The organism is Lacticaseibacillus camelliae DSM 22697 = JCM 13995, assembly GCF_001311195.1.
GTDB lineage: Bacteria > Bacillota > Bacilli > Lactobacillales > Lactobacillaceae > Lacticaseibacillus > Lacticaseibacillus camelliae.
Genome location: NZ_BBAJ01000116.1, coordinates 1 through 5,110, shown reverse-complemented (window position 1 = coordinate 5,110; position 5,110 = coordinate 1). Strand labels below are relative to the sequence as shown.

Annotated in this window: 2 protein-coding genes and 4 pseudogenes; 2 read left to right on the top strand and 4 right to left on the bottom strand. The window is 57.3% G+C overall.

Going from position 1 to position 5,110, the window contains the following annotated elements; genetic code table 11:
* Positions 1–223: 223 nt before the first annotated feature.
* From JCM13995_RS12825 to JCM13995_RS12810, 4 genes and pseudogenes are all read right to left on the bottom strand, one after another.
* On the bottom strand, positions 224–1,165 hold the full coding sequence (locus JCM13995_RS12825; protein WP_054666302.1) for an ROK family glucokinase: 942 nt from the start codon (positions 1,163–1,165) through the stop codon (positions 224–226).
* 11 nt (positions 1,166–1,176) lie between these two features.
* Positions 1,177–1,398, bottom strand: a pseudogene (locus JCM13995_RS12820) (YqgQ family protein); the annotation flags it as partial.
* Positions 1,399–1,406: 8 nt separating this feature from the next.
* A pseudogene (locus tag JCM13995_RS12815) lies at positions 1,407–2,085 on the bottom strand (rhomboid family intramembrane serine protease).
* 157 nt (positions 2,086–2,242) lie between these two features.
* Positions 2,243–4,358 (bottom strand): annotated as a pseudogene (locus JCM13995_RS12810) (peptidoglycan D,D-transpeptidase FtsI family protein).
* 154 nt (positions 4,359–4,512) lie between these two features.
* Here JCM13995_RS12810 and JCM13995_RS17295 point away from each other — a divergent pair.
* Together JCM13995_RS17295 and JCM13995_RS17915 are read left to right on the top strand one after the other, a co-directional pair.
* A pseudogene (locus tag JCM13995_RS17295) lies at positions 4,513–4,820 on the top strand (YfhO family protein); the annotation flags it as partial.
* Between the two features lie 58 nt (positions 4,821–4,878).
* Positions 4,879–5,110 (top strand): YfhO family protein (locus tag JCM13995_RS17915; RefSeq protein WP_369385739.1); only part of this gene is annotated, 232 nt, incomplete at its 3' end.

The following is a 5,110-nucleotide window of genomic DNA, read 5'->3' as shown; positions in this document are numbered from 1 at the left end:
CGATCTCCCCACCGACTGATTCAAGCGTGACTTCTGCCACTGCGTCAGAAGCCAATTAGCCGCCCAGACCAGCAGGCCCAAGCCAACCAACACCAGCAAAAAAATTCCCCATAACCAAAAACGTCCTTTCAAAGCGTCGTCTGTGGACGGCGCATGTTACTTCTAGTTTATCACAAAAGCCTCAGGTATAGACCCGAGGCTTGCGCTTTTGCTTAAAATCCGATTACGGCCGAGCCAAGCTGGCTGCACCCACCACGCCGGCCGTGTTGCCCAGCGTTGCCAGACGCAGGTGGGTCGTGTTGCGGACGTTCGGGAACGTGAACTGGTCAAAGTACTTCTGGACCCGGGTCAGCAGGAAGTCGCCGGCCGCGGAAACGCCGCCGCCGATCAGCAGGTACTCGGGGTTCAGGATGTTGCCGAGGTTACCAAGGCCCAATCCCAGGTAGTAGCACACCTTGTCTACGATCATCAGCGCCAGCTTGTCGCCAGCCTGCGCGCAGTCAAAGACGATTTTTGAGGAAATGTCATCCCCGTCGTCAAGGATCTGCTTCAGCTTGGAATCCCCGGCGTACTCTTCCGCCATGTCCCGCGCGACATGCACAATGCCAGTCGCGGAGGCAACGGTTTCCAGGCAGCCGCGCTTGCCGCAGGTGCACATGTACCCGTTCGGCTCAACGGTCACATGGCCGACCTCGCCGGCAGAACCGGCCACGCCGTGCAGCAGAATGCCATCAGACACGATACCGGCGCCGATACCGGTGCCCAAGGCGACCAGGGTCACATTGTCTGACTTGTCACCGGCGCCTTTCCATTGCTCGCCCATCGCCGCGACGTTGACGTCGTTATCAATGGCAAACGGGATGCCCGTGGCCGCCTCAATCTCACGCTTCGGGTACTGCATGGTCTTCCAGTTCAGGTTGTACGCACCGATGACCGTACCCTGAGCCGGATCGACGGTTCCTGGAGTGCCCATGCCGATCCCATCAAAGTCGGCGGCCGTCATGTTGTACAGCTTCAGGTGATCCTGAATCGAGGCAATAATGTCAGGGATGATGTGACTGCCCTCATCCAGAATATTGGTGTCAATGCTCCAGCGCTGCTGGATCTCGCCGTCTTCGGTCAGGATTGCAAACTTGCAGGTCGTACCGCCAAGGTCGACCCCCATCAATTTTTTTGTCAGCCATTACTTTTTCCTCCATCATCATTAATCAAGGGATGCTTTTCTTCCTGTTCGTGCTCGTGGCGCAAAATGATCTTCGCCGAAGCGTACGTGCGGTCATCGATCAGCTTAGACTCGTGCAAGCGATCCACTTCCACGGCAGCCAGCTCAATATCCCAGAGCCGCTTACCGACGTGAATGTAGGTCCCGTACCGTTCAAGCAGTTGCAACACATCGTAAAAAGTCTTCATAGCGCACTTCCAAACGCAAAAATCAGTAGTGCCGCACTCGCGGCCACCAAGGCAAAGAGAGAACCGACCCGCCGCGGCATTGACGTCTCGCCCAATTTCGGGGCACCCAGCGCGTACGCAATCAGAAAGCCGCCAAGAAACCCGCCGATGTGGCCGTAAATATCGACCCCGGGCATGAAAAGATCGAAGACGATGTTCAAAGCCGCGAGCATCACGAACTGCCGTGAAATCGCCCGGATCCCGGAATTCTCGCGATACCCGTCGTACAGCATCAGGTACGCACCCATCATCGAACAGCGCCGTGGACGCCCCTGCCGCCAGGCCTGTCGGGTTAAATGCCGCGCTGGCCAAATTACCGGTAAACCCGGACACCAGGTACAGCACCAAAAACCGCCAGTGGCCGAAAATCAGCTCGGTGATGCCGCCCAGGTAAAACAGGGTGACCCCGTTGACCAAGATGTGCATCAAACCGATGTGGACAAAAATCGGCGTGATCAGTCGCCACCACTGGCCGGCTTCGATCAGCGGGTTCCACCGCGCCCCAAACCGGACAAGGACGTAATTATTGGTCGACCCGCCGTTAACGGTTTCGAGCAGAAACACGAGCACCGTCAGTCCAAACAACGCGTACGTGATGTAAGGTGAATTTTTCAGTTGTCTCAATCGATATTGCAACCGCACGGCTCCTTCCTGAGGCTTCACACAACAAACCGGCACCGGGTGAGCCCGCTGCCGGTTGCCACAAGTGATCGGAAAAAAACGCTCCCAAGCTCATTCAATAGTTTAGCATCTTTGCCTGACTTTTCCTAGCTGTGGCGCCAGCGAGCGGCCGTTAACCGGGATTGGCCGCCTTGGCGTTGTAATTTTTCTCCTTGGGGACATTGTACAAACTGTAGTAGTCCTGGAACATGAGCTTGGCGATGTCGTACGCGTAGCTGGACATTTTACCCAAGTTCGGGACGACCACCGCGACGGCCACTTGCGGATTTTTTGCCGGCGCGTAGCCGATGAAGCTTTGCGTGATGGCCTCGATCGGTTTGCCGTTCGGGTTGGTCGGATCCGGCGTGAAGGTCTGCGCCGTCCCGGTCTTCCCGGCCACGCCAGGATTCAGCGATTGCAGCGCGGTCCCGGTCGCATAGCCGGAGGTCCCGTGAACCACCTGCCACATACCTTGTTTGACCAGATTGAGCTGAGCCTGATTATTCTTGATCTTGGACAGGACCGTGGGCGTGGTGGTGTCCAGCACGGGTCCCTGACTGCCGTTGCTGAGCGTTTGGCTAATACTCTTCACGATGTATGGCTTCATGCGATAGCCGTTGTTGGCTAGCGTGCTGACGTACTGGATCGCCTGGATCAGCGTGTAGGTATCGAAGTTCCCGTAAGACAAGTCCAGCGCCGAGCCGACTTGGAACAGCCCGTCCATGGTCGTGGGCCCTTCCTGGCCGGTGATTTCTCCTGGCAGGTCGACGCCGGTTTTCTGACCGAGTCCAAACTGATTGAAGTAGCCGCGCATCTTCGTAAAGATATCCTTATTCATGATCAAATGGGAGTTCGGCACGTAATCAGCATTACCTTCCTTCATCGCCAAGTGCATCATGTAGGTGTTTGAGGAGACTTCCAGGGCTTTCGTCGCATTCAGGGAACTAAAAGTGTTGATCCCGTAATCGGACTTCTTGACCGGGGTGTTTTTCAGGTAGATCGCCGTGTCGGCCTGCGTGTTGTTGTTGACGGTGATGACCCCATCCTGCAAGGCGCCCAGGACCATCGCCGGCTTGACAATGGACCCCATCGCAAACGAGCGGTTTAAGACCCCTAGCGAGTCATTGGTGATCGTGTGGGTCTTGTCATCTTGGTGCAGCCCGGAAATGGCGAGGATCGCACCGGTGTGCGGGTTCATCGCCACGGCGTACGCCCCGTCGGAAACATTGGTCATCCCCGCGGACCGGGCCTGGTTGAAGACCCGCTGAACGTCGGCGTCCACCTTTTTCTGGTAGGCCGAGTTAATGGTCAGGTTGAGGTTGGCCCCCTGCTCGCCTTTGAACTCGGTGGTTTGGCTGACAATGTTGTTATTGCTGCCAATGCCGACTTTGGTGCGTGACTTGGCGCCCTTCAGGACGTTCTCGTACTCCTTTTCCAGGTAAGAGGTGCCGACGCGATCATTGCGGGCGTACCCATTGGCCAGGTACTCGTTGACGGTTTCGGCCGGAAGCCCGGTTTTTTTCCGAGGACACCGTCCCGATGATACTCAGCATGGACTTGCCATTCGGGTATGAGCGGTCCCAGTCAGTGCCAAGGTTGATCCCAGGCATCGAAGTCAGGTGCTCACCGACCTGCGCCACCTCGTCCCGCGTCACGTCGCGGTCCTTCAGGTACACGGTGGTCAGCTGCGCGGCGCCGTTCATTTTCTTGTAAAAGGCCGCCGCCGTTTTCTCCCGGTCGGAGTAGTCCGGCAGGTGCTTGACCGCATACGCGACTTCCGCCTTGTACTGCTTGCTGGTATCGGTCGTGGTTTGCAGGGCCTTGGGCAGCTGAGCGATCACCGCCTTTTCGTTATCCTTGTCGGCAAGGTAATAATCCGCATAATCACGTTTGCGCATCCCCGACTCGTCGATCGTGACGTACTTCGCCAGCTCGTCGGCCGTCTTGCGCATGGTGGCCGCCGCCACGCCAACACTCTTGGTGTACACAATGGCACTGTTGGCGGAATTGGCCACCAGCAGTCGGCCTTCGGAGTCATAGATCTGGCCACGTGGCACCGCGCTGGTGACCACGGCTGAATCCGTCGAGTCGACATCCGCGCGAAACTTCGACCCGTTCATGATTTGCAGGTAGGCCAGCTGCGCCACCAGCGCTGCCAGCAGCAAGAACACGAAGAAGAATAATATGTTGAGCCGCGCGGGAATGTGCGAGCGCTCCCGCTTCGGCTTTGGCGTACGAATGTATTTCACGGTCTCTCTCCTTTAAGTAACCCTTCAAGTGTAGCAAAAACCAGCCGGCTCTGCCACGCCTTGCTGGCTTTCATGTTACTATGGAACAAGCAAATTCGCGCGCCGAACCCGCCAAAGTTTACTCTTTTGTAAGCGCGCAAGAAGGGAGCCTGCCATGCGCCTCATTCACTGGCTGCAAAAACACCCACTGGTCCTGGCCGCCGCGGTGCCGGCGTTGATCATGGCCGGCTACTACATCGCCACTAAGGTCTGGCCGTTCGGCAATAACTCGATCATGACTGTTGACATGGGCCAGCAATACATTGACTTTTACAGCTATTATCGCCAGACCCTTTTTGGCCACCCTGGTCAGTTCTTCTTCACGTTCAACAAGGACCTTGGCGGGGATGCGCTGGGCACCTGGCCTATTACCTGATGAGTCCCTTCAACCTGATCCTGCTGCTGTTCCCACAGTCTGCGCTCGACCTGGCTATCACCGTGATGACACTGCTCAAATACGCCGCAGCCGGGGCCACGATGTCTGTACGTCAAGCGCTACCGCGGCAGCCTGCCTTGGATCGTCGGCTTTGGCACCGCCTACGCCCTGTCCGGCTGGGCCTTGGCCAATCAGCTCAACTTGATGTGGCTGGACGCGGCCGTATTTTTACCGCTGATCGCGCTGGGGGTCGACACCCTGATCGCGCGCCGGCGCCCGTGGCCGTTTCTGGGCTGGCTGCTGCTCGCCATCATCAGCAATTACTACATGGCTTACA